This window comes from Allobosea sp. Tri-44, from assembly GCF_004123845.1.
Lineage (GTDB): Bacteria > Pseudomonadota > Alphaproteobacteria > Rhizobiales > Beijerinckiaceae > Allobosea.
The window spans coordinates 353,625-374,645 of sequence record NZ_NBDP01000053.1 but is presented as its reverse complement, the minus strand read 5'-3'; the positions used below and the strand labels follow the sequence as shown (position 1 = coordinate 374,645).

Genomic DNA, 21,021 nt, shown 5'->3' with positions numbered 1-21,021 from the left:
TCTGCTCAGGGCCTCTCTGCCGTCTTCATCTCACTGCCCGTCAGGCGGTTGGCGTCGAGATCGGCGAGGAAGCGCCTGATTTCCGGCACCGAGCCATGCGCCGGCAGGTTCTCGTGATTGCCTTCCGGGAACCGGATGAAGCGCTTCGGCGGGTTGGCCAGTTCATAAAGAGCCCGCCCCTGCGCGAAGGGAATGACCCGGTCACGCTCGCCATGCAGCACCAGGAGCGGCGCCCGCACCCTGCCGATCACCGTGTCAGAGCGGAACTGGTCCTTCATCAGGAGCGCGACCGGGACATAGGGATAGGTCAGCTGCGCGACCGCGGCTGTCGATAGATAGGGCGCATCGAGAATCACGGCCTTGAGCGGCTGCTCGGCCGCAAGCTTCAGCACCACGCCGGTCCCGAGCGATTCGCCATAGCCGATCAACCGCCCGGCCCCGAAGCGTGCCACCGCGGCGGTATAGGCGGCACGTGCATCGAGCAGCAGGCCCGCCTCGCTCGGCGTCCCGGTCGAACCGCCATAGCCGCGATAGTTCACGGCGAAAAGCCCGGTGCCGTCCTCGGTCAGCGCGCCGAAGCGCGTCCGGCGATTGCCACGGGCGAAATTGCCGCCATTGCCGTGAAAATACAGCAATACAGGCTTGCCCTCGCGTGGCGGCACCACCCAGGCAATAAGCCGTTCGCCGTCGGAGGTCGTCAGCTCGGTTTCCTCGACGCCCGGCAGGTCGACCGTCGCGATATCGATACGGGCCGGGTTGCGCGGATAGAGCAGGTCGCGCTGCTTGACATAGAGCAGCGCCAGCACGGCGACATAGGCGCCGAGCCCGCCGATCACGAGAAGCTTCAGGATCCTGCGCATCGCCTGTTGCCTTCGGCAGTCGCTCGAAGCGAAAGGGCCGGCATCGAGCCGGCCCCTTGCAACATCGCTGTGACGATCGCTGCGCTGGTCAGTGCGCCATCGCCTTGACGATGTCGTCAGTGACCTTCTTGGCGTCGCCGAACAGCATCATCGTGTTGGGCCTGAAGAACAGCTCGTTCTCGACGCCGGCATAGCCGGCCGCCATGCCGCGCTTGATGAAGAGCACGGTCTTGGCCTTCTCGACGTCGAGGATCGGCATGCCGTAGATCGGCGAAGCCTTGTCGGTCTTGGCAGCCGGGTTGGTGACGTCGTTGGCGCCGATGACGAAGGCGACGTCGGCCTGGCCGAACTCCGAGTTGATGTCCTCGAGCTCGAAGACCTCGTCATAGGGCACGTTGGCCTCGGCCAGCAGCACGTTCATGTGGCCGGGCATGCGGCCCGCCACCGGGTGGATGGCGTACTTCACCTCGACGCCCTCCTTCTTGAGGAGATCGGCCATCTCGCGCAGCGCATGCTGGGCCTGGGCCACCGCCATGCCATAACCCGGCACGATGAGAACCTTGGCAGCGTTCTTCATGATGTAGGCCGCGTCGTCGGCCGAGCCCTGCTTGACCGGCCGCGCCTCGGCCGTGCCGCCCGCGCCGGCCGCGGCGTCATCGCCGCCGAAGCCGCCGAGGATGACGGAGATGAAGCTCCGGTTCATCGCCTTGCACATGATGTAGGACAGGATCGCGCCGGACGAGCCGACGAGCGCGCCGGTGATGATCAGCGCCATGTTGCCGAGGGTGAAGCCGATGCCCGCCGCTGCCCAGCCTGAATAGGAGTTCAGCATCGAGACGACGACCGGCATGTCCGCGCCGCCGATCGGGATGATCAGCAGCACGCCGAGCGCGAAGGAGACCAGCACGATCAGCCAGAAGACGAGATGGCTCTCCGTCTTCAGGAAGATCAGCAGCATCACCAAAAGCGCGATGCCGAGGCCGATATTGATGCCATGGCGCTGCGGCAGCATGATCGGCTTGCCGCTCATCCGCCCGTCGAGCTTGAGGAAGGCGATGATCGAGCCGGTGAAGGTGATCGCGCCGATGGCGACGCCGAGCGCCATCTCGAACAGGCTGGCGCCCTTGATCTTGCCGACCTGGCCAATGCCGAAGGCCTCAGGCGCATAGAGCGCTGCCGCTGCCACCAGCACCGCGGCGAGGCCGACCAGCGAGTGGAAGAAGGCGACGAGCTGCGGCATCTGCGTCATCTGCACGCGCTTGGCCATATAGGCGCCAAAGCCGCCGCCGATCGCGATGCCGAGGATGACGAGAAGCCAGCCGGAGAAGCCGGCCGGCGGATAGAAGATCACCGTGGTCAGCACGGCGATCGCCATGCCGATCATGCCGTAGCGGTTGCCCTGGCGCGAGCTCGTCGGATGCGACAGCCCGCGCAGGGCCATGATGAACAGGACACCTGAGACGACGTAGAGAAGGGCGGCGAGATTGGCGGCCATGCGCGTCAGCCCTTCTTCTTGTACATCGAGAGCATGCGCTCGGTGACGAGGAAGCCGCCGAAGATGTTCACCGAAGCGAGGATCAGCGCGATGAAGCCGAAGACCTTGGCCCAGAGCGGCCCGTCGCCCATGGCCGGCGCGGCCTGGACACCGACCGCCAGCAGCGCGCCGACCACGATCACCGAGGAGATCGCGTTGGTGACCGACATCAGCGGCGTGTGCAGCGCAGGGGTCACCGACCAGACGACATAGTAGCCGACGAAGACCGCGAGCACGAAGATGGCGAGCCGGTAGACGGTCGGGTCGACGCCGGTCGCGGCGCCGGCGGCGGCGGCGGCCTGCTCGGCGTATTTCTCCGCGAGCTCGGCCGCCTGTTTCGCCAGGGCCGCGGCGGAGCGGGCCTGTTCGAGCGCCTGTTCGGGTGTCGGATTAGCCATGACGTGACACTCCCCTTTGTGCGCTTCAGGCCTTGGCCACGAAATTCGGGTGGACGACGGCGCCGTCCTTGGTCAGGCAGGTCGCCTTGACCAGCTCGTCGTCCCAGTTCACCGCGAGCTTCTTCTCGGCCTTGTCGATCAGCGTCTCGACGAAAGCGAAGAGGTTCTTGGCATAGAGGCTGGAAGAGGTTGCCGGCAGCCGGCCCGGCACGTTGAGATGGCCGACGATCTTGACGCCGTTTGCGGTGGTCACGACCTCGCCCGGCTTGGCGAGCTCGCAATTGCCGCCGCGCTCGACCGCGAGGTCGATGATCACCGAACCCGGCTTCATGCTCTCGACCATCGCCGCCGAGATCAGCTTCGGCGCCGGGCGGCCCGGAATCAGCGCGGTGGTGATGACGATGTCCTGCTTGGCGATATGGCTCGCCGTCAGCTCGGCCTGCTTGGCCTGGTATTCCTTCGACATTTCCTTGGCGTAGCCGCCGGCGGTCTGCGCCTGCTTGAATTCCTCGTCCTCGACGGCGAGGAATTTTGCGCCGAGCGACTCGACCTGCTCCTTGGTGGCCGGGCGGACGTCCGTCGCAGTGACGATGGCGCCCATGCGACGCGCGGTGGCGATCGCCTGCAGGCCGGCGACGCCGACGCCCATGATGAAGATCCTTGCCGCCGGCACGGTGCCGGCCGCGGTCATCATCATCGGCAGCGCGCGGCCGTATTCAGCGGCGCCGTCGATCACGGCGCGGTAACCGGCGAGGTTGGCCTGCGAGGACAGCACGTCCATCACCTGCGCCCGGGTGATGCGCGGCATGAACTCCATCGCGAAGGCCGCGACATTGGCCTTGGCCAGCGCCTCGACCTGCGCCTCGCTGCCATAGGGGTCCATGATGCCGACGATGAGCGCGCCGGCCGGCAGGCCCGCAATCTCGCTTTCGGCCGGACGGCGCACCTTCAGCACGATCTCGGCGCCCTTGAGGGCGTCCTTGGCGTTCTTGGCGATTGTCGCGCCAGCCGCCTCGTAATCGCCGTCGGTAATCCCGGAGGCGAGACCCGCCCCCTTCTCCACTGCGATCTCGGCCCCGAGGCCAATGAACTTGCGGACGGTTTCCGGCGTCACGGCGACGCGGGTCTCCGCCCCTTGCGTTTCGGCTGGGACAGCGATGCGCATGGAGGCCAGGCCTTTCGGGCTTAGTAGAGGAGGAGCGCGAGCAGCATCAGAACGAAGGGAACGAGCGTGGCGCGCCAGCCGATCGACGGGGCGGCGATGCCGACGCCGGTGCCGACCAGAGTCAGCAGCGTGCCGATGATGGCAGTGCCCCAGGCGTGCTTGGTGCCACCGACGGCGAGCGCGGCGACGATCGCGAGGCAGGCCACCGTGCCGACCTCGGCAAAATGCACGAAGCCCACATAGGTGCGCTCATGCTCCGGGTAGTCCATCTGCGGAATGTCGGCAGCGTGTCCGTGGTCGGCCATGAAAAGAGTCCCGAGTTCAATCCTATCCTTACGCCCTGTACCGCACCTGCCAAGGGTCGGCAACGGAGCGTCGGAGCGGCCACGCCCATTTTCTCGGCAGCAGCGTCATGACGCTAAGGAAAAACCGCATCGACAACGACTTAAATCGATTTAAATCGCGATATCAAGCATAACCTTTGGCAGCAACTCTGGCGAAACATGTGGTGCCCCGTCACAACTGTATTGACGATTCCGATCGTCAGGAACTGCTGAGACCAACTGCAGCCAGCGCAGCGCCCTGTTCGCTAGCCACGCGCGCGACGCTGAACTCCGCGATCTCCTGCTCGAACAGCCGGTGGAAATTGAGTTCCGCGTCGAGATGCAGGAAGACGCCCCCTAGCCCGATCGCGGCGCGATCCATGAAGACGAACTCGCGCGGCACGGTCACCGGCCCACGCGCTTTCAGGGCGGAATGGACCTGGAAAGCCTGCTTGCGGCCGTATTCCGACGGCTTCACGTCCTCGGCGATCCGGCGCGTGCGATCCTCCAGCAGTGGGCCGTAGATAAACTTCGCCCAGATGTTGAGGGTGTCGATCAGCTCCTTGTTGAGCCCCTTGAAGCCCCAGACCTCATAGGCGTGGACGACGCGCGCCTCCTCGCCCTCGAGCAGGCCGCGGTAGAGGTCAACCACGCCGCCGACGAAACTCGGCGGGAAAATCCGGATGCAGCCATAGTCCAGCAGGTTTATGCCTCCCGGCTCGCCGCCCTCCTGGAAGACCGTGTAATTCCCGAGATGCGGATCGCCATGGATGACGCCGTGATGGCTGAACGGCCGCCACCAGGCGCGAAACATCGCGGTCGAGATCCGGTCGCGGACCTGCTGGCTCGCCTGCTTGTGGTTGAGGATCTTGTCGCCATCGAGCCAACCCATGGTCAGGAGCCGACGCGTCGACAACTCCGGAACGACATCGGGTACGCGAACCTCGGGCGTGGCAGCCAGCATGTTCTGGTAGAGCGCGACATGCTTGGCCTCGCGGCGATAGTCGAGCTCCTCGCGGACGCGGGCGCTGATCTCCTTGGCGATCTCGCTGGTGTCGATCACTGCGCCCATGCGCCGGTGCAGCCCGAACAGGATCTCAAGCTGGGATATATCGGCCTCGACCGCCGATTCCATATCGGGATATTGCAGCTTGCAGGCAAGCTGGGCGCCATCGAGAGAGATCGCCCGGTGCACCTGCCCGAGCGAGGCGGCCGCAGCCGGCTTGAGATCGAACTCGGCGAAGCGCTCGCGCCAGCTCGGGCCGAGCTCGGCCTGCATGCGGCGCTTGACGAAGGCGGCGCCCATCGGCGGCGCCTCCGATTGCAGCTTCTGCAGTTCGGCGGCGTATTCCGGCGGCACCACATCGGGAATGGTGGCGACGAGCTGGGCCACCTTCATCAGCGGGCCCTTCAGCCCGCCGAGCGCCTTGGCCAGCGCCTCGGCATTGGTGGCATTGCGACCCTCCAGCCCGAACAGCTTGGTGCCGGCGATCCGCGCCGCCACGCCGCCGACATTGGCGCCGACGCGGGCATAGCGCGCCGCGCGGGCAGAGAACCGATTGGCTTCGCTATCGCGTTCGGACATTAGGCACTCACTGGCGTCGTTACAGGCAGCATGTAGGGGGCGCTGCGGCCGGTGCCAATGCGACCATTGCAGCGGCAACGCTCCACCAGCCGCTTTTAAGGCCGTAATCGTGCGGAAATCCCTGCCTTTTCCGAGCGCAAGCTTTTCGGCGCTCCAGCGTTCCAAAGTGGTACAGTTATTGCTGCGACCGCCATGGCCAGAGAGGCCTGGCGGGTTTTCGGCGTTCCAGTCGAGGATGGGAGAACGTAACAGCGATCGACCCGAGGGCTGTCGCCGACAGGCGATCGCTCGCGGATCGTCACCGGCCGTCTTCGCCAGGGTGTTCGGGCTGCTGCCAGAGCAGGATTGATGCGAAAAAGTGGAAACCGGTTTTTCGCATCAATCCTGCTCTAGCATTTTGATAAGAGACGGATTCAGACCTCAGATGGGATCGCAAGGCGATCCCATCTGAGGTCGTCCGGCTCTAGCGTGTGCCGATGCGTTCCTTGCTCCTGCTTCGCTCGAGGATGAATGCGCCCGAATCGGATCGCCGGCTACTACGGGGTCGATGCCGTGCCAGGCTTTCTGGGACGGGCGTCGGATCTGAGCCATACCCATCTGCCCGAACTCACCGGACTGCGCGGCGTCGCGATCCTGATCGTCGTCATCGGCCACTTGTTGCAGCGCGTCGAACGCTTCTACGGCCGCGAGGCGCTGAGCGGGATGGAGACATTGGTGCTCGGCATCCTGGCGACGCCATTTTCCGGCTGCAGGCTGCTGTTCTGCATAACCGGTTTCACGATGATCATATACATCGAAAGGGAAGCAAAAAAGCATTCGAAAATCGATGATCTGAATCTGCTGAAAAATAGACTGACTCGGCTATGGCCACCATACTTCATAGTATTATTTGGAACTTTTACATTCATTTCACTCACTGGGTTTAGGCCAGAGGGAACTTATCAATTCTACGCAGCGCCCGATTCCTTAATTTTAAGCTTCTTGGCAAGCAGCTTGTACGTTCATGACCTGGTCTTTGATACATTTCCACGTCTTTTCCCACCCGGTTGGTTTTTGGAGGTCCATTTCCAATTCCTGATTGTCGGGCCGGCTCTCTGGAGATTCTATCTCAGAGCCTCCGAACGGAACGGCAGGGCAGTCACGAGCCTGCTGTTCCTATCGGCAACGGTACTCATCGCCATCATCGCGGAATCGTATGGCTCGAGAGGCATTCAGTATTCGCTTCTGGCTTTTTTGCCTTACTTCGTCATCGGCGCGCTGATGGCGGAGCTCGGGGCGAGCGGTCGAAGCCGGGCTTTGGATCTCACCCCGGCTGCGAAATGGCCCATCGGGTCGCTCGGCGTGCTGGCACTCATCCTCCTTGGTACACCGTGCGGCGCGATATGGTGGCAACTGCCCGCTCAACTCATCGCCATCGCCGCGATCATGCTGGCTTGCCTGACCGGGCAGTCGACTTTCCGACGCACCATGAGCAACCGGGCCTTGGCGAGAATCGGCACCGCGTCCTTTTCGATCTATCTGATTCACCTACAGATTCTGCAAGTCACCATGCCGATCGTCGTCGAACACTACAGGCACCTGCCGTTCTTCGCGCTGGTTCTGATTTGCACGATTGTTGGTCTTGTCCTGGTATTGGTACTGTCGCTAGGCTTCTACTGGCTTGTCGAGCGGCCATGTGTGGCACTGTCGCTGGACTCGAAGCGCTGGCGGAGCCGGACAGCGCGATTCTCATAGAACGCCCGTAGCCTGTCCCCGCCGCATTTCCCAGATGCCAACGCCAGCTTCGTCGACGACCTATGCGAGGCGGCTTGTGCGCAAATCAGTCCTGACCTCCGCCACGCTCGCCGCTCTCCCGCCGGCCGCTTCGACCTTGCGCACCATGTCGGCGATCAACTGTGCATTGCTGCGCGTCTCGCCGAAAAATGCATCCTCCAGCCCGGCACGGACATGGACGCCGCGCGCGACCGCAGGCGCGACGATCTCGCCGAGATCGACGCCCAGCCCCGCGATCATCACGGGCGCCTGCGGCGCGCAGTCGGCCAGCAGGGCAAGATGCGCCTCCAGCGCATAGGGTTTCGGCGGAAAGCCCCAGGCAAAGGCATCGGAGAACATCAATCGGTAGATCGGCGTCGGCATGCCGGAATAGGCCTTCGCCAGCGCTGCGCCCAGACGGGCGAAGCCGGGCTCGTAGATCGCATAGCTCGGATGGATCTTGTGGCGCTGCGCGACGTCCATCCCCTCGCGGATATGCTCGCCGGGGTTCTGGTAGATGAAGCCGGCCTCGCCGCCCGGAATGCCGGCGAAAGTCGTCCAGTTGCACGAGCCCGGATCGAGCACGCCCCATTCGACCAGGCGGCGCTTGGCCAACTCCTCCAGATGCGTGTAGCGGCCCGAGCCGATCATGTCGCCGGCATAACCCGAGCCGAGGATCGGGATGGTCGGATAGACGATCGCGTCGACCTTGGCCCTGATGCCCTCGATCGCCTGCGCATAGAGTTGCCAATCGTCGCGCTGTCGGCCGGTCTCGACATCGTAGACGTGCAGATGGACGATCGCCGCGCCGGCCTCGACCGCAGCGATCCCGTCGGCGACGATGTCGGGGATCGTGATCGGGATGCCGGGCTGGCGCTCCTTGCCCCAGGGGCCGTTGATCGCGGCCTCGATCCAGATCGGCTTGGTCATGCGGGCGCATCCCTCGTCGGGCCGATCTCAAGCACGACCACCTCGCAGACCTCTTCGAGCGCGGTCGGACAGCGTTCGACGCCGTGCGGCACGACGATGAATTCCCCTTCCCCGATGGTCTCGTCGCGGTCGCGGAACTTCATCAGCAGCCGGCCCTTGTGAACGAAGAAGACCTCGTCCTCGCGGCTGTTGAAATGCCAGCCGGCCTCGCCCTCGAATTTCGCGAGCTTGATCTGCAGATTGTTGACGGACGCGGCGAGCCGAGGCGGCCAGCTGTCGGAAAATTGCCCGAAAGCGCTCTCCAAATTCTCCTTGCGAAACGGCGAGATGTGCCGGTTGAGCATCGCGACGTCTCGGATGATCGTCTTCAGCTGGCTTGGCACGTCGCTGCCATCGGCCGGATATTTTCCATCGAGTGCGGCCGTGCCGATGGTGAAGCCAGCCGCCCCAGCCTGCTTCAAGGCTTCGATGCGACCCGGGGTGTCGATCGATCCGGCGACATAGACGGGCTTCGATACCGCGGAGCAGACAGCCGCGATAAGAGCCGGGACGTTCTCGTGCGAGCGATAGGCCAGGAGATCGAGGCCGTGCACCCCGTCGCGTGCGGCCATGGCCTGCGCGCTGGCGACGATTTCGTCGATGCTGCCCTCCAGCACGCTCGGATGTCCGGAGATCGTGCCCGGGAACGGGCAGTACTGGATCGTCGTGCCGGCGATGATCGGCAGCACGTCGTCGACCCTCGTCCCGCCAAGGAGAATGTCGATGCCGATCTCGACCGCAGCTCTTGCCGATGCGACCTCGCTGTCGCGATCGAGCGAGACGACCTCGAGATAGGACGTCGCGCCACCAGCCCTGATAGCTGTGTTGAGTGTTTTCAGCGTGTCGAGTGGCAGGCCGATATCCTTGAAGCCGATATGCCGGACTCCCAGAGCCAGAGCCGTCCGAAGTTGCTCCATCGCATCGCTGACCGTCCGGTCGTTGCGAGTGAGCATGAAGATGAAGCGAAGGCCCATCAGGACACCTGTTCCGTTCCGTTCGTCCGGTCTGCGCGGCAACGAGCCGCCAGGCGCTGGCAACTATGCTGGCCCAGTCAGCGCATTTCGCAACCGCTGGGCGCTGGGCGGGGCTGCAGTCGGCGCTCTTTCAGCGGATCGGACTGCCGCCCTATCAAGGGTATCCTGATATCCCTGTCTTGTTTGCCCACGGCTGGTCCTCGATGAACCATAGCGATTCCCGCGACAGCGATCTCATGGCTTCGGTCGGGATCGGTCAACCTGTGCCGCGCCGAGAGGATGCGATCCTCGTGCAGGGGCACGGGCGCTACACGGACGATCTGACCGTCGAGCGGCAGCTCTTTGCGGCCTTCGTTCGCAGCCCTCACGCGCATGGCCATCTGCGCGCCCTCGATATCTCAGAGGCCCGAGCGATGAAGGGCGTCGTCGCGATCTACACCGCGGCGGACCTGACCGGTCACGGCTACAATGCGATCGCGACGCCGATCGCTGTGCCAGGCCGCGATGGTGCGCCGATGAGAAAGCCCCAGCGGGCGGCACTGGCGACCGACAAGGTCCGCTTCGTCGGCGACCCTGTCGCGATGGTGGTCGCCGGCACCGCCGATCAGGCCCGGAGCGCCGCGGAGGCGGTCAGGCTCGACATCGACGTCCTGCCTGCCGTCACCGATGCCGAGCAGGCGCTCAGGGCCGACGCCCCGCAACTTTATGACGATGTCGCCGGCAATCTGATCGTCGATTTCCAGTCCGGCGACGGCGAGAAGGTCGCTGCGGCCTTCGCCGAGGCCGCGCACATCGCCCGGGTGCGGATCGTCAACAACCGCGTCGTGGTCAACCCGATCGAGCCGCGCAGCGCCATTGCGAGCTTCGATGGCAAGTCGAAGCGCTACACGCTGCACGCGCCGAGCCAGGGCGCCTTCGGCATGCGCAACAACCTGGCCGCGGCCATGGGGGTGAAGCCTGCCGAGCTGCGCCTGGTCACAGGTCATGTCGGCGGCTCCTTCGGCATGAAGGCCTCCGTGTTTCCCGAATACGTCACGCTCCTCCACGCAGCTCGCATGTTGAAGCGGCCGGTCAAATGGACCGATCAACGATCGGAGAGCTTCGTCTCGGATCACCATGGGCGCGACATGGTTTTCGAGGCCGAGCTCGCCCTGGACGCTCGCGGTCGCTTCCTTGCGACGCGCTTCACCGGCGTCGCCAACATGGGCGCTTATCTCACGCCGGTCGGAGCCATGATGCCGACGGCGAATATCGGGAAGAACTCCGTCGGCATGTACCGGACGCCGCTCGTCGAGGTCAGGACGCGTTGTGCGGTGACGAATACGCCGCCGATCGGTGCCTATCGCGGCGCGGGTCGCCCGGAAGGCAACTATTTCATGGAGCGCCTGATCGATACGGCGGCCCGCGATATGGGCATCGACAGCGCGAGCCTGCGGCGCCGCAACCTGATCCCGCCTGCCAAGCTCCCCTGGGCCACGCCGGTGGGGACGGTCTACGACAGCGGCGATTTCCCGGCGCTGTTCGAGCGGGCCCTCGAAGCGGCGGACTGGAAGGGATATGCCGGACGACTACGGACGAGCCGGAAGGCGGGCTTGCTGCGCGGGCGCGGCATCGGCTGCTATCTCGAGGTGACCGCGCCACCGACGAACGAAATGGGGGGGATCCATTTCGAACCGGACGGCAGCGTGAGCATCGTCACCGGCACCCTCGATTATGGCCAGGGACATTGGACGCCCTTCGCCCAGCTCCTCACCAGCCAGCTCGGCGTTCCCTTCGAGGCAATCAGGCTCGTCCAGGGCGACAGCGATCGGCTGATTGCCGGCGGAGGCACCGGCGGCTCGAAATCGCTGATGGCGAGCGGCTCGGCGATCATCGAGGCGAGCGAGCTGGTCATCGAAAAAGGCAAGCTGCTCGCCGGTCATTTCCTTGAGACCAATGCCGCCGATATCGAGTTCGCGAACGGCCGGTTCACCATCATCGGTACCGACCGCTCGATCGAGATCATGGACATCGCGGCCAGGCTGCGTGGTGGCGCCGCGGTGCCACCCGACCTGCCACAGTCGCTCGACGTCGATCATGTCTTCAAGGCAGCGCCCTCGGCCTATCCCAATGGCTGTCACATCGCCGAGGTCGAGATCGATCCCGAGACCGGGCATGTCGAGGTCGCGCGCTATGTCATGATCAACGACTTCGGCACCGTGGTGAACCCGATGATCGTCGAGGGGCAGCTCCATGGCGGCGTTGTTCAGGGGATCGGCCAGGCGCTGTTCGAGCGGACAGTCTATGACGACAGCGGCCAACTCCTCACCGGATCCTACATGGACTACGCCTTGCCTCGGGCGGCGGACGTCCCGTTCTTCTCATTCGTGAGCCGGGGGGTGCCGACCCTCAACAATCGGGTCGGCGCCAAAGGTTGCGGCGAAGCCGGTTGCGCCGGCTCGCTGCCTTCGGTCATGAACGCAGTCGTCGACGCCCTGGCGCCGTATGGCATCGCGCATCTGGACATGCCTGCGACCCCTCAGGCGGTCTGGCGGGCGGTTCAGTCCGGACGGATCGGATCTCTGACTTGAGCCCCTGGGAGGTGGCTTCCTGATCGGGACGATCGCATCTTTATTGCGCTCATGATCAAAGGCGGCCCACATGACCACCCATCATGTGGTCAGCCAGGCTGTAGCAGTGGCTCGCCTGATAGGCGTTCCGGCCCCGGTTCATATGCGTCAGGTTGAACACCCGGATGGCCTGCAACGCATCGCGCGCCGCGAGGAATTTGCCGATCGAGGAGAAGCCGCGGATCTTGATGCCGAAAATGTCCTCGCCGCGGGGGAAGACATAGCTGACGTCTTCCGGCGTCATCACGCAGCGCTCAAGCAAAGCTTCGTCCACCTGGCCCGGGTCGAGCGAATGGTCCTTGGTGAAATCGGAAAGATGCACCAGAAATAGCGCGCGGATACCCTCGCCGTCCGCATAGAGCGAGAAAAGCTCCATCCAACTCGCGTTGACGCGAACGAGCGCCTTGCCCGGAGTCGAGGGCAGACAGGAAACCGACCAATAATGCCTCTCGGTCCGGCGCGGGATCGGAATGCAGTCGCGGCCGTATCGCCCGAGAATTTCCAGGACCTCTTGCGCCTGCGGCCGGCGCAGCAGCTTCTCGAACCGCGCAATGTATTTGAGACGCAGTTCCAGGGACTCGCAGCGCTCGTCGGCGTCGCGCAGGATCGTCTTGCCCTGCATCCAATCGCGCTGCTGCTCGAGATCCAGGAATCGACACAGACCGGTGGTGCTTGGGCGGCGATTCGCGCTCACATCAGGTACCATATCGGCCCGGTCGGTTCGGATGGGCTGTCGGCCACTCGATCCGCCTCTTCGGCCAGCATGTCGACAAGCGCATCGAGCCGCAGAACCCGGAGCTGGTCGCGAAAGCGATCAAGCCGGACTATGCGCTCGGCTCGCATACCGCCTCGCTTTCGTCAAGGCAGGGACGTTCGATCGGACGTTCCTGGACGGAGCGATCATCGGCCAGCATGGCTCATGGAACCGCAATCCGCCCGCCGGCTATCGCGTCATCTTCATCCGGTTCGAAGGCGGCAAGCCGATCGGGCAGCCGGAAACACTGATGGGCGGTTTCCTCAATGGAGCCGGCGAAGCGCGCGGCCGGCCTGTCGGTGTGCTTCCGGATTCCCGCGCCGGGTTGCTGGTTGCCGACGATGTGAGCAATGTGATCTGGCGCATGGTTCGCGGTTGATCCGCCCGGGCGCTGAGCTGCCGAGACGCTGTCCGGAGGCGCGCCCCTATGGCTTCAGTCTACGAAGCGCACGGGCACGCCCGGCTTCACCATTGCGGCGAGATACTCAGCATCCCAGTTCGTCAGCCGGACGCAGCCATGCGAGGAGTTCTTGCTCACCCGGGATGGTTCAGGCGTGCCATGGATGCCGAAGGTCGGTCTCGACAGAGCGATCCAGACCGTGCCGACGGGGTTATTGGGACCGGCCGGCAGGACGAGCTTCCTGGTATTGTTCCCCTGCTGGAAATTCTTCTCCGGATCGTAATGATAGGTCGGGTTTCTGACGACCCGCTCGATACGAAATTCGCCCTGGGGTGATGGCGTCTCGCCCGAGCCGATCGTAGCGGGAAAGCTCGCGAGGATTCGGTCAGCTTCGCCGTAGACGACAACCCTGCCCGTGCCCTTGACGGCCTCGACGCGTTGGGCGCTGCCTGGCGGGTCGACGCGCGCCGCCGCGATGACGAAGATCGATCCGCCGGCTTTGCGAAGGTTTGTTCGAGGATTGAGAGCGACGAGCAGCTGCTCGCTCATGTGAAAGCGCTCGGCGAGCATTTCCCGCGCGCTGGTATAGGCCAGTCGCCTCATGGCAGCCTGCCTGGCGTAATCGCGCGGGATCCTCTTGGCGAAGTTGTGGGCGCTGTCCTCGGCCGAGATTTTGTATTCGACAACGATATCGCCGGCCGCATCGCCACCAAGCGCTTGCCAGGTCTTTGGATCCATTGCGTCGGCCTCCCCCAGCATCTCCTGCCGGCGGAACTGGGTGATCGCCTTGCGGTAGTTTTCGCCGTCGAGGCCATCGACCAGGCCGGGCGAAATCCCGCGCCGGCTGAGAAGCACCTGGGCCTTGACGATGGCGGGGGCCGGCCTGGTTGTCTTCTTGCGGAGATCGCGAGCCATGGTCGCCTTGTTCATTTCATCCACAGTAAGCGCCGAGACCGGCCCCACACCGAAAAGCAGGGAGAATGCCACGGACACCGTGAACAGTTGACGGGAGTTCATGGGCGCCCCACGGGTTACGCTGCGATATTGCTATTAGACCGCGGACTGCGCCGCTTGTTCCCCTCTGCGAGATGTGGAGGGACGAGCGCGGTGTCGCGCTGGCCCTGCCCATCTTCCTGGCCTCCGGGCTGCTCGCCTCATCGCACCCTTCGAGACGACCTGTCCCCGCCGGCATCCGTCAGTGGGACTTTTTTTGATCGATGGAACCACTTCTCGAAACAGCCGTTTCTCTGAGCAGTGACTTAACTAACTGACAAGCAAGGAGAAACCTATGCGAAACGTGATTTTCACGTCGCTGTTCTGCGCGCTGATTTCGGGCGGCGCCGTGGCACAGACTTCGACGACTTCACCAACGCCGTCACCGACTGCGCCGGCAGATGCCAATGCGCCGCTGCCGGGTGCCAACAGCTTCACCGAAGGTCAGGCGAAGAGCCGCCTCGAGGCGAGCGGCTACACAAATGTCGGCGGGCTGAAGAAGGACGACAACGGCGTCTGGAAGGGCATGGCCACGCATTCCGGAGCCCAGGTGAACGTCTCGCTCGATTACCGCGGCAACATCACCCGCAACTGACAAATTCAGCTGCCAGGAGACCGAACATGCAAACGATCACTCGCTCATATGACGACTACGAGACGGCCCGTGGCGTGGTCGAGGCCCTGCAAGCCGCTGGTTATCCCGCGGCGAATATCAGTCTCGTCGGTCGGCACGAGGACGCCGACGACAGCAATGCCGGCGAAGGTGCTGGCGTCGGGGCAGCGATGGGCGGCGCTGCGGGGCTGCTCGCCGGTCTCGGAATGCTGGCGATCCCCGGAATCGGCCCGGTCGTCGCGGCGGGCTGGCTCGCGTCGACCGCTGCCGGCGCTGCGGCAGGCGGTGTGGCGGGCGGCATCGTCGGCGCCCTGACCAGCGCCGGCGAGGACGAAGAGAACGCCCACTACTACGCCGAAAGCGTCCGGCGCGGTGGTACGGTGGTATCGCTCAAGGTGTCCGAAGATCAGGCGCCGGCAGCCGAGGCCATCATGGATGGTGCCACCCCCATCGACCGCGACACCCGCCTGACCGAATACCGTGAAAGCGGCTGGAGCCGTTTCGACGAACACGGCGCGCCCTATCGCTCCGGCCCACTCTAGTTCGCGGGATAAACCCTGCCCCGCCGGCATCGTCGGCGGGGCTTTTGGCGCCGCTCGCGGCGGCCTTTGGGCGATGGCGGCAAGGATATCCCAAGCTCACGCAATTTCCGCGCTGCGATCCGAGCCACCACGCCGACAAGACGGCTAGCGTGACGCTGAGTTGGCGCGAGGCAGGAACCTCGGTCGCCACTGGACCGGGTTCGGAGGTTTTCTGTGAACTGGATCGCCCTCGCAGGAACATTGGCCGCAGCCTGCTCGATGATCAGCTTCGTTCCGCAGGCGTGGCGCATCGTCAAAAGTCGCGATACCAGCTCGATCTCGCCCGTCATGTACAGCCTGACGGTCTCAGGCTTCGGGCTTTGGACAGTCTATGGCTGGGGATTGGGCGAGTGGCCGCTCATCGTCACGAACAGCGTGTGCTTCCTGCTCTCGGCGTTCATTCTTTTCATGACGCTGCTTCCGCAGAACAAGAAGGACGCGGTAGCGAGATCGATTGATCCGGAAGCACGGTAGGGCTTGCGATCGCAGCTACGATCTACGAAGCGAGTTTCCTCACGACGACGGGATTTCCGCCGCTGTGCTGTTTCAGGAGATCTGTGCCGAGCGCAAGCGCCGTACGTAGCGCGGCGTCGAGCAGAACGGCCGGCGGAAAGGCGCCAAATTCGCAATGGCAATCGATGCCGACGCCCCCCTTCATAACTGCGGCGATGTAGACGCGTCCTCGCGGATTGCCACGCTCGTCGGCGACCGGACCGGTCACACCGGTAAGAGCCAGCGCAAGATCGGCAGGGGTGCTCGCAAGGACGCCGCTCGCCATCGCGCGCACAACCGGTCGTGAAACCGCGGAGTGGCTCTCTATGAGATCGGCAGGGACACTCAGGAGCCCGGTCTTTGCAATCGCCATATAAGTCACGAGGCCGCCAATGAGAACGTCTCCGGCTCCTTCCGCCTTCGACAGGCAGTTGGCGAGCGCCCCCGCGCTGCAGGATTCAGCGACTGCAACCATGAGCCCGGCATGGCCTAGCTCCGTAACGAGACGTTGAGCGAGATCCTGGAGCTCGGGCAAATCGGAACCGGGCAAGGCTTCGACCGAACGGGAGCGCCATGAATGCACCAACTCTTTCATCGTCCTGATCCTTGGCGGTGTCAGGATCTGCGCGCTTCCCGCGCGCAACCTGGCCCGTTTACGTTAGGCCCGGTACGCTGCAGTTTGGCTGGCGCCGCGCCCGAGCGGCTCGCTTTTCATAGTCATCGCGGATCGTCGCGAGCTTCTCTTCGTCGAGTTCCTCGATGTCCATCAACTCTTCCCGCGCGCCCTCGACCTTGGATAGAAGCTCGTCGAGCTTGATCTGCATCGCCGCCGTGTCACGGTTCTGGCTGTTCTGGATCACGAAGACCATCAGGAAGGTGATGATCGTCGTCGAGGTGTTGATCACCAGCTGCCAAGTGTCGTTGAAGCTGAAGATCGGGCCAGACAGCGCCCAGACGATAACGACCGACAGGGCGACGAAGGATGCGGCGGGCTTGCCGGCGTAACGGGCAACTGCCTGCGAAAGCCTGGTGAAGAAGGACGAGCGGACGATGTCGGAAATCGGATCGGACTTGTCTGGCATGGCGATCCCATAGTGAAAGGCGGCTCCGGCGAACCGGAGCCGCGGGAGATCAGGCCGCCTTGGGCTGGGCTTGCTTGTTGACCTTGCTTTCGCCGAGCTGGGAGAGCGCCTGGTCGGTGTTCAGCTCCTCGGTGAGCGTCAGGTCGAGAAGCTTCGCGGCCTTGCCGAGACCGAGCTGCTGAGCCCAGGCCTTGAGCGTACCATAGCGCGAAATCTCGTAGTGCTCGACGGCTTGGGCAGCTGCCAGGAGGCCGGCATCGAGAGCCGGGCTGCCCTCGAATTCCTCCATGATCGATTTGCCCTCTTCGATAATGCCGAGGATGGCGTCGCAGGTCTTGCCGCGCGGTGCCTTGCCGATGATCTCGAACACGTCGCCCAGGCGTTCGACATGGGTTTCGGTCTCGTCCCGATGCTTCTCGAAGGCCTGCTTGAGCTCGGGCGACGTCGCCGCCTTCGCCATTTTCGGCAGCGCCTTCAGGATCTGCTTCTCGGCATAGTAGATGTCCTTGAGCGTATCCAAGAACAGGTCGTTCAGAGTTTTCGGTTCGCTGGCCATGACGCACTCCCTCGATGGATGGACCGGACATGGAACGAGGGAACCCTGACGCGGTTCCCCGCGCCGGACGGATATTGTGAGCGAGGCATTTTCTGAGCCGCGCGCCTGCTTATCAAAAGACATCGCGTCGGCGGCTCGTTTGCTCACTATTCTCCAAAATGAACGATTGGTCCCCTGCCCTCATCGCCGAATTGCGCGTGTGCTACGACGCACTGCTTGTCTCTGTCCGCCATGCGATCGAAGCGCTCGGCGCGATGTCGTCAGCGGACCCGGTTAGCCCGGAGCCTCGCAGGATCGGTAGAAGGCGCCGATGGGCGGTTTGCCCTCCATCTATCGACTTCTTAGCGGCCACGACGATTGCGCCAAGTCTTCGCTCTCTGCGATATGTCGACGGTGGATGTCGCAATCCCGAGCGGGCGGGCGCAACTCATCTGTGAAGATGGCGTCGTTGCCCTCGCGGCGGTGTCGGGCGCCAGTCATTACGTCTGAGGACAGCGGACGCAGCGATCCGAACAGGAATTTGATGGAGCTCGCGCGCGGGATGGCAACACAAGAGCATCTTGAAGGGCTCGTTCTAAAGCTTGAAACCGTCACTCCTCTTTCGGAAGAAGAACGCAGGCTATTGCTTGGCCTGCCTCTCAGCGTCCGCCGGTTCGAGGCCTATCGTGACATAGTCAGTGAGGGCGAGCGGACCAAGCAATGCTGTTTGGTCATCGAAGGGCTCGTATGCCGCTATAAATTAGTTGCCAACGGCGAGCGGCAGATACTGTCATTGCACATTCCCGGCGATATCCCGGATCTGCATTCGCTTCATATCGAAGAGATGGATCACAGCCTCGGCACCTTGACCGCGGCTACCGTCGGATTCATCCCGCACGAGGCTGTCCGCAACGTCACCCGCGCGTCTTACCGCGTTTCGGAGGCATTCTGGCGCGAGGCATTGATCGACGCGGCGATATTTCGTGAGTGGATGGTCGGTATCGGGCGGCGCTCTGCCACAAGCCGCATCGCTCATTTCCTATGTGAGTTCGTTACGAAGATGAAGGCCATCGGACTGTCCGACGGCGTGACTTGCGATCTCCCGATGACCCAGCCGGAAATCGCCGATGCACTCGGGTTGTCGACCGTTCATACCAACAAGAAGCTGCGTGAGTTGCGCCAGGCGAAGCTTGTCCGGATTCGTGCCAACCGCGTCACCGTGATGGACTGGGACGGACTTTGCGAGCTCGGCGAGTTCGACCCGCGCTATCTCCATCTACGAAAATGATTTTCCTGATCCGGAACAGGATAGGTGTTGCCGCATTCTGCAAGGATGGCACGATATTTTTTCCATACGCACGACGGCGACAAGTCCGACCTGGACGATGACGGCGTCGATCTGCCCGATGATCAGAGCGCCAAGGACGCCGCGAAGGAACTTCTGGCTGTGATGAACCGGGAGAAGCTGCCGAATGGCAACTTCCTGGCGCTTTCGGTAACAGTCCGGAATTCGAACGGGGCGCAGATTTATGTCGCCACCTTGAAGCTCGAGGGCAGTTAGCTCGCCCGTCCAAGCCCGTCATCGCACAGTTTCGCCTGCCGTTTTGGCTCAGTCGCTTGAGCCTTCCTTCCGCGACTGAAGTTGTCTTCGGAGGATGGCCAGATCGCCCGTACCGATCATCATGGTGCTCAAGAAACCTAGATGGCGTGCCAAGGCATGAGCCGGTTGGAGTGGCCACTCCGCAACTGGAGCCGGGCGACCGGCTCAGGGAAAGCTCTCGATCCGCTCGTAGATCAGGCCCGAGCCGGGAGCCGACAGGAGCTCCGCCTGCACCGCATCCCGCATGACCTCGGCCGTCGCCCGCGCTGTCTCGAGAGAAGCGGCGAAGACGAGCGCCACAGCCTCCTGCGGCACGCTCTTCTGCCCCATGATCGGATGCCCGCCGGCCTCGGGCGCGGTCCGGCCGAGCCTGACCGTCGCGGTTTTCTCGGCCGCCAGCCATTCGCCTATTCGCATGGCGCTCTCATCGGCCATGCGGAGCATGATGAGAATCCCGCCGTGCCGATAGTCGGCGCCGACCAGAGCGCGGCAGGCGAGCCTAAGCGGATTGCGCAGATAAGGGCGCATCGCCTGCGTCACCGCATCGGGCTGCTCGGCGAGCAAGCGATAGGCCGGTGAATCGAGCACGGCTAGATCGGCGAGATCATAGACCGTCAGGTATTCCGGTGTGCCACCGCTCACCCGATAGCGCGTGGCGCGCAGGATGCCCGGCACCGTCAGCCGCTGCGGAACATGATGGCCGCCATGCCAACGTTCATAAGCCTCGCGCTGCGCCGGATCGACATCATTGGCGAAGACGAGGAAAGCGCTGCTCCCTGAAGCGGTGGATGTCATGGCTGCAGCATGACCTTGATCGCGGCGCGGCTGCGCATCAGCGCGAAACCATCGAGCGCCTCGCCCAGCGGCAAGCGATGGCTGATCAGCCTGCGAAAGCGCTCGGGCTCATCGGCGATCGCCGCGAGCACCTCGCTCCAGCGCGCCACCGGAGCGCGGTACGATCCGACGACGCTCTGCTCCAGCCGCACCATTGCGGTGAGATCAAAGCTGGCCGGCCGGGCATGGATACCGCAGATCACGAGGACGCCGCCGGGAGCGAGCAGGCGCTGCGCCGCGCTGGCAACCTCCGGCACGCCGGTCGCCTCGAAGATCACGTCGAAGCCGGTGGGCGCCAGCGGCTCGTCATCAGCGAGCGCGTCCCTGGTATCGGCGAAGCCGAGCGCACGGGCGCAAGCCAGCCTCGCCGCATCGTCGCGCCCGGCGATCGTCAACGCGGCCGCTCCGGCCCGCTCAGCGAAAAGCGCCACGCCAAGCCCGATCGGCCCCGGCCCGAGCACAAGCACGCGCTTGCCCGCGACCGCACCGGCGCGCGCCACCCCTTGCGCCGCGACGGTCAGCGGCTCGGTCAAGGCCGCGAGTTCCGGATCGAGCCCGTCGGGCACGGCAACGCAATTGCGCGCAGGCACGTGGGCCAGCTTGGCGAAGCCGCCATCGCGCCGGATGCCGATGCCAGTGCGCGCCGTGCAGCCATCCTCGCCGCGCTGCCGGCAACCTTCGCAGTGCCCACAGGTTACCGAAGGCCTGACCACCACGCGCCGCCCGATCCACTCGGAAGGACCGCGCTCGATCAGCCCAGCGAACTCATGACCGAGCGTGACCGGCATCGCGCTCGCCATCGCCTCATAGCCTGGCGTCCAGTCGGCTATGTGAAGATCGGTACCGCAGATGCCAGCGGATTCGACACGGACCAGCACCTCGTCGTCGCGACCGAGAGCGGGCGCCTCGACCTTGCGGCAGACGAGCCCCGGCTCCGGCGCGGCCTTGCGGATGGCGAGCATTCCAAC

General features: G+C 64.1%; 23 protein-coding genes. 8 read left to right on the top strand and 15 right to left on the bottom strand.

Going from position 1 to position 21,021, the window contains the following annotated elements:
* Window positions 1-5 precede the first annotated feature (5 nt).
* The 6 genes from B6S44_RS26890 to B6S44_RS26865 all read right to left on the bottom strand — a co-directional run bounded on the left by B6S44_RS26890 (window position 6) and on the right by B6S44_RS26865 (window position 5,865).
* A complete protein-coding gene (locus B6S44_RS26890; protein ID WP_129159924.1) occupies window positions 6-860 on the bottom strand; it encodes an alpha/beta hydrolase in 855 nt (284 codons plus the stop codon).
* Between the two features lie 88 nt (window positions 861-948).
* Window positions 949-2,355 (bottom strand): NAD(P)(+) transhydrogenase (Re/Si-specific) subunit beta, encoded by a 1,407-nt coding sequence (locus B6S44_RS26885; protein WP_129159923.1) that lies wholly within the window; start codon window positions 2,353-2,355, stop codon window positions 949-951.
* 5 nt (window positions 2,356-2,360) lie between these two features.
* Window positions 2,361-2,792, bottom strand: a complete 432-nt coding sequence (locus B6S44_RS26880) for an NAD(P) transhydrogenase subunit alpha part 2 (protein WP_126115929.1) — start codon at window positions 2,790-2,792, stop codon at window positions 2,361-2,363.
* A 25-nt stretch (window positions 2,793-2,817) separates the two neighbouring features.
* Complete coding sequence (locus B6S44_RS26875; RefSeq protein ID WP_129159922.1) at window positions 2,818-3,957, bottom strand: Re/Si-specific NAD(P)(+) transhydrogenase subunit alpha; 1,140 nt, start codon at window positions 3,955-3,957, stop codon at window positions 2,818-2,820.
* A gap of 20 nt (window positions 3,958-3,977) precedes the next feature.
* Window positions 3,978-4,262, bottom strand: coding sequence for an aa3-type cytochrome c oxidase subunit IV (locus tag B6S44_RS26870; RefSeq protein WP_129159921.1), 285 nt, complete (start codon window positions 4,260-4,262; stop codon window positions 3,978-3,980).
* A 238-nt stretch (window positions 4,263-4,500) separates the two neighbouring features.
* Window positions 4,501-5,865 carry an ABC1 kinase family protein gene (locus tag B6S44_RS26865; RefSeq protein WP_129159920.1) on the bottom strand — a complete coding sequence of 455 codons (1,365 nt, stop codon included), beginning with the start codon at window positions 5,863-5,865 and terminating at the stop codon, window positions 4,501-4,503.
* Between the two features lie 510 nt (window positions 5,866-6,375).
* Between B6S44_RS26865 and B6S44_RS26860 the strand changes: the two genes are divergently transcribed.
* Window positions 6,376-7,599 carry an acyltransferase family protein gene (locus B6S44_RS26860; protein WP_129159919.1) on the top strand — a complete coding sequence of 408 codons (1,224 nt, stop codon included), beginning with the start codon at window positions 6,376-6,378 and terminating at the stop codon, window positions 7,597-7,599.
* Between the two features lie 60 nt (window positions 7,600-7,659).
* Here B6S44_RS26860 and B6S44_RS26855 read toward each other — a convergent pair whose 3' ends face one another.
* Together B6S44_RS26855 and B6S44_RS26850 are read right to left on the bottom strand one after the other, a co-directional pair.
* Window positions 7,660-8,547, bottom strand: a complete 888-nt coding sequence (locus tag B6S44_RS26855) for a beta-keto acid cleavage family enzyme (protein ID WP_129159918.1) — start codon at window positions 8,545-8,547, stop codon at window positions 7,660-7,662.
* A complete protein-coding gene (locus tag B6S44_RS26850) occupies window positions 8,544-9,560 on the bottom strand; it encodes a cupin domain-containing protein (protein ID WP_129159917.1) in 1,017 nt (338 codons plus the stop codon). Before B6S44_RS26850 ends, B6S44_RS26855 begins: the two co-directional genes overlap by 4 nt.
* Before the next feature lie 203 nt (window positions 9,561-9,763).
* Here B6S44_RS26850 and B6S44_RS26845 point away from each other — a divergent pair, with 203 nt between their 5' ends.
* Complete coding sequence (locus B6S44_RS26845) at window positions 9,764-12,130, top strand: xanthine dehydrogenase family protein molybdopterin-binding subunit (RefSeq protein ID WP_129159916.1); 2,367 nt, start codon at window positions 9,764-9,766, stop codon at window positions 12,128-12,130.
* A gap of 55 nt (window positions 12,131-12,185) precedes the next feature.
* Here the strand turns inward: B6S44_RS26845 and B6S44_RS26840 are convergent, their stop codons facing one another.
* Complete coding sequence (locus B6S44_RS26840; RefSeq protein WP_129159915.1) at window positions 12,186-12,875, bottom strand: hypothetical protein; 690 nt, start codon at window positions 12,873-12,875, stop codon at window positions 12,186-12,188.
* Window positions 12,876-13,173: 298 nt separating this feature from the next.
* On the opposite strand from B6S44_RS26840, the gene B6S44_RS30155 reads away from it, so the two are divergent.
* Window positions 13,174-13,302, top strand: a complete 129-nt coding sequence (locus tag B6S44_RS30155) for a hypothetical protein (RefSeq protein ID WP_349236389.1) — start codon at window positions 13,174-13,176, stop codon at window positions 13,300-13,302.
* A gap of 54 nt (window positions 13,303-13,356) precedes the next feature.
* On the opposite strand, the gene B6S44_RS26835 is transcribed toward B6S44_RS30155, so the two are convergent.
* On the bottom strand, window positions 13,357-14,238 hold the full coding sequence (locus tag B6S44_RS26835) for a L,D-transpeptidase family protein (protein ID WP_248309776.1): 882 nt from the start codon (window positions 14,236-14,238) through the stop codon (window positions 13,357-13,359).
* Between the two features lie 373 nt (window positions 14,239-14,611).
* On the opposite strand from B6S44_RS26835, the gene B6S44_RS26830 reads away from it, so the two are divergent.
* The 3 genes from B6S44_RS26830 (at window position 14,612) to B6S44_RS26820 (ending at window position 15,984) form a co-directional block, all read left to right on the top strand.
* Window positions 14,612-14,911 carry a PepSY domain-containing protein gene (locus tag B6S44_RS26830; RefSeq protein ID WP_129159913.1) on the top strand — a complete coding sequence of 100 codons (300 nt, stop codon included), beginning with the start codon at window positions 14,612-14,614 and terminating at the stop codon, window positions 14,909-14,911.
* A gap of 26 nt (window positions 14,912-14,937) precedes the next feature.
* Window positions 14,938-15,471 carry a general stress protein gene (locus tag B6S44_RS26825; RefSeq protein ID WP_129159912.1) on the top strand — a complete coding sequence of 178 codons (534 nt, stop codon included), beginning with the start codon at window positions 14,938-14,940 and terminating at the stop codon, window positions 15,469-15,471.
* 213 nt (window positions 15,472-15,684) lie between these two features.
* Entirely contained in the window at window positions 15,685-15,984 is a 300-nt protein-coding gene (locus B6S44_RS26820) for a SemiSWEET family sugar transporter (protein WP_129159911.1), read from the top strand.
* A 22-nt stretch (window positions 15,985-16,006) separates the two neighbouring features.
* Here the strand turns inward: B6S44_RS26820 and B6S44_RS26815 are convergent, their stop codons facing one another.
* From B6S44_RS26815 to B6S44_RS26805, 3 genes are read right to left on the bottom strand one after another with little or no spacing between them, the layout of a single operon-like run.
* Window positions 16,007-16,597 carry a CinA family protein gene (locus B6S44_RS26815; protein ID WP_129159910.1) on the bottom strand — a complete coding sequence of 197 codons (591 nt, stop codon included), beginning with the start codon at window positions 16,595-16,597 and terminating at the stop codon, window positions 16,007-16,009.
* Between the two features lie 58 nt (window positions 16,598-16,655).
* Window positions 16,656-17,084 (bottom strand): low affinity iron permease family protein, encoded by a 429-nt coding sequence (locus tag B6S44_RS26810; RefSeq protein ID WP_129159909.1) that lies wholly within the window; start codon window positions 17,082-17,084, stop codon window positions 16,656-16,658.
* Between the two features lie 49 nt (window positions 17,085-17,133).
* Window positions 17,134-17,640, bottom strand: a complete 507-nt coding sequence (locus B6S44_RS26805; RefSeq protein WP_129159908.1) for a YciE/YciF ferroxidase family protein — start codon at window positions 17,638-17,640, stop codon at window positions 17,134-17,136.
* 523 nt (window positions 17,641-18,163) lie between these two features.
* Here B6S44_RS26805 and B6S44_RS26800 point away from each other — a divergent pair.
* Both B6S44_RS26800 and B6S44_RS26795 read left to right on the top strand, forming a co-directional pair.
* Window positions 18,164-18,907: a Crp/Fnr family transcriptional regulator gene (locus B6S44_RS26800; protein WP_248309775.1), complete on the top strand. Its 744-nt coding sequence runs from the start codon at window positions 18,164-18,166 to the stop codon at window positions 18,905-18,907.
* Between the two features lie 27 nt (window positions 18,908-18,934).
* Window positions 18,935-19,180 carry a DUF6894 family protein gene (locus B6S44_RS26795; protein ID WP_129159907.1) on the top strand — a complete coding sequence of 82 codons (246 nt, stop codon included), beginning with the start codon at window positions 18,935-18,937 and terminating at the stop codon, window positions 19,178-19,180.
* Window positions 19,181-19,384: 204 nt separating this feature from the next.
* On the opposite strand, the gene B6S44_RS26790 is transcribed toward B6S44_RS26795, so the two are convergent.
* Together B6S44_RS26790 and B6S44_RS26785 are read right to left on the bottom strand one after the other, a co-directional pair.
* On the bottom strand, window positions 19,385-20,014 hold the full coding sequence (locus tag B6S44_RS26790) for a DUF4286 family protein (RefSeq protein ID WP_129159906.1): 630 nt from the start codon (window positions 20,012-20,014) through the stop codon (window positions 19,385-19,387).
* Window positions 20,011-21,015, bottom strand: a complete 1,005-nt coding sequence (locus B6S44_RS26785; protein WP_129159905.1) for a zinc-dependent alcohol dehydrogenase — start codon at window positions 21,013-21,015, stop codon at window positions 20,011-20,013. Before B6S44_RS26785 ends, B6S44_RS26790 begins: the two co-directional genes overlap by 4 nt.
* Window positions 21,016-21,021 lie beyond the last annotated feature (6 nt).